Raw genomic sequence first — 1,580 nt, 5'->3', positions numbered from 1 at the left:
CACCAGGAGCGTTGAGTTGAGTCAGATGAGCCAGGCCGCACAGAACCTGAACTGGCTGATCACCAATTTCGTGGACAACACCCCCGGGGTGTCGCACACGGTGGTGGTCTCCGCCGACGGTCTCCTGCTGTGCATGTCCGAGGGCTTCCCGCGGGACCGCGCCGACCAGCTCGCCGCGGTCGCCTCCGGGCTGACCTCGCTGACCTCCGGCGCCAGCCGGATCTTCGAGGGCGGCGAGGTCAACCAGACCGTCGTCGAGATGGAGCGGGGCTTCCTGTTCCTGATGGCGGTCAGCGACGGATCGGCCCTGGCCGTCCTCGCCTCCCCCGACTCCGACATCGGTCTGGTGGGCTACGAGATGGCCCTCCTCGTCGACCGTGCCGGAGCCGTCCTCACCCCCGCGCTGCGCGCGGAACTCCAGGGCAGTCTCCTGCATTGAGGTAGTCAACCGCGCCCCGTGCCGGGCCGCCCGTCCCGGGCCCGGCACACCAACCCCGGTCGCCGCGAGGCGACTGACCCCGCCTCAGCCGGCCCGTGCCGGCTGACAGCCGCCAGCGACGGCTGCAGCACAAGGAGGACTCATGACCCCGCCCCCGACACCCGCCGGCTCGTACGGCAGCGGGTACGGCAGTGGCTACGGCGGCCAGCAGGCCGGCGGCGGCTACGGTGGCCAGCAGTCCGACGGCTACGAGCAGCAGCCGCTGGTCCGCCCGTACGCGATGACCGGCGGCCGGACCCGGCCCCGCTACCAGCTGGCGATCGAGGCACTGATCTCGACCACCGGCAACGCCGAGCGGACCGGCGGCCTGCTGCCGGAGCACGCCCGGATCGTCGGGCTGTGCCGCGAGGTCAAGTCGGTCGCGGAGATCTCGGCACTCGCCGGGGTGCCGCTCGGGGTCGCCCGGATCCTCGTCGCAGACCTGGCCGAAGCCGGCCTGGTCGCCATCCACCAGCCCGCCGCTGCGGGCGAGTCGGGCGGTACGCCTGACGTCACGCTGCTCGAAAGGGTCCTCAGTGGACTTCGCAAGCTCTAACGCGGCCGCCCCCAGCCGCGCCACCACCTCGGCGAAGATCGTCGTCGCGGGCGGCTTCGGCGTGGGCAAGACCACCCTCGTCGGTGCGGTCTCCGAGATCAACCCGCTGCGCACCGAAGCCGTCATGACCAGCGCCAGCGCCGGCATCGACGACCTCACCCACACCGCGGGCAAGACGACCACCACGGTCGCCATGGACTTCGGCCGCATCACCCTCGACGAGGACCTGATCCTCTACCTCTTCGGCACCCCCGGCCAGGACCGCTTCTGGTTCATGTGGGACGACCTCGTCCGCGGCGCCATCGGCGCCGTCGTCCTCGTCGACACCCGCCGCCTCGCCGACTGCTTCCCCGCCCTCGACTACTTCGAGAACAGCGGCCTGCCCTTCGTCGTCGGCCTCAACGGCTTCGAAGGCCACCAGCCGCACACCCCCGAAGAGGTCCGCGAAGCACTCCAGCTCGGCCCCGACACCCCGATCATCGCGTTGGACGCGCGGCGCCGGGACAGTGCCAAGAGCGCCCTGATCACCCTGGTCGAGCACGCCCT

At 71.3% G+C, this 1,580-nt stretch carries 3 protein-coding genes; all 3 read left to right on the top strand.

Annotated features, from left to right (window positions below; translation table 11 throughout):
• Window positions 1-25 precede the first annotated feature (25 nt).
• Entirely contained in the window at window positions 26-439 is a 414-nt protein-coding gene (locus AC2TEW_RS39000; protein WP_030057391.1) for a roadblock/LC7 domain-containing protein, read from the top strand.
• Window positions 440-581: 142 nt separating this feature from the next.
• Window positions 582-1,034 (top strand): DUF742 domain-containing protein, encoded by a 453-nt coding sequence (locus tag AC2TEW_RS38995; RefSeq protein WP_033823132.1) that lies wholly within the window; start codon window positions 582-584, stop codon window positions 1,032-1,034.
• Window positions 1,015-1,580 (top strand): GTP-binding protein (locus tag AC2TEW_RS38990; protein ID WP_484627853.1); only part of this gene is annotated, 566 nt, incomplete at its 3' end. The genes AC2TEW_RS38995 and AC2TEW_RS38990, both read left to right, overlap by 20 nt.

Source organism: Kitasatospora sp. NEAU-CNBT7, assembly GCF_057220535.1.
Note: the sequence above shows the minus strand (reverse complement) of the source record. Positions and strands in the feature narration are given on the sequence as shown.

What these genes read in the sequence shown, in the direction of transcription:
- AC2TEW_RS39000 (WP_030057391.1), top strand. Translation starts at nt 26, where the DNA reads ATGAGCCAGGCCGCACAGAACCTGAACTGGCTGATCACCAATTTCGTG.
- AC2TEW_RS38995 (WP_033823132.1), top strand. Translation starts at nt 582, where the DNA reads ATGACCCCGCCCCCGACACCCGCCGGCTCGTACGGCAGCGGGTACGGC.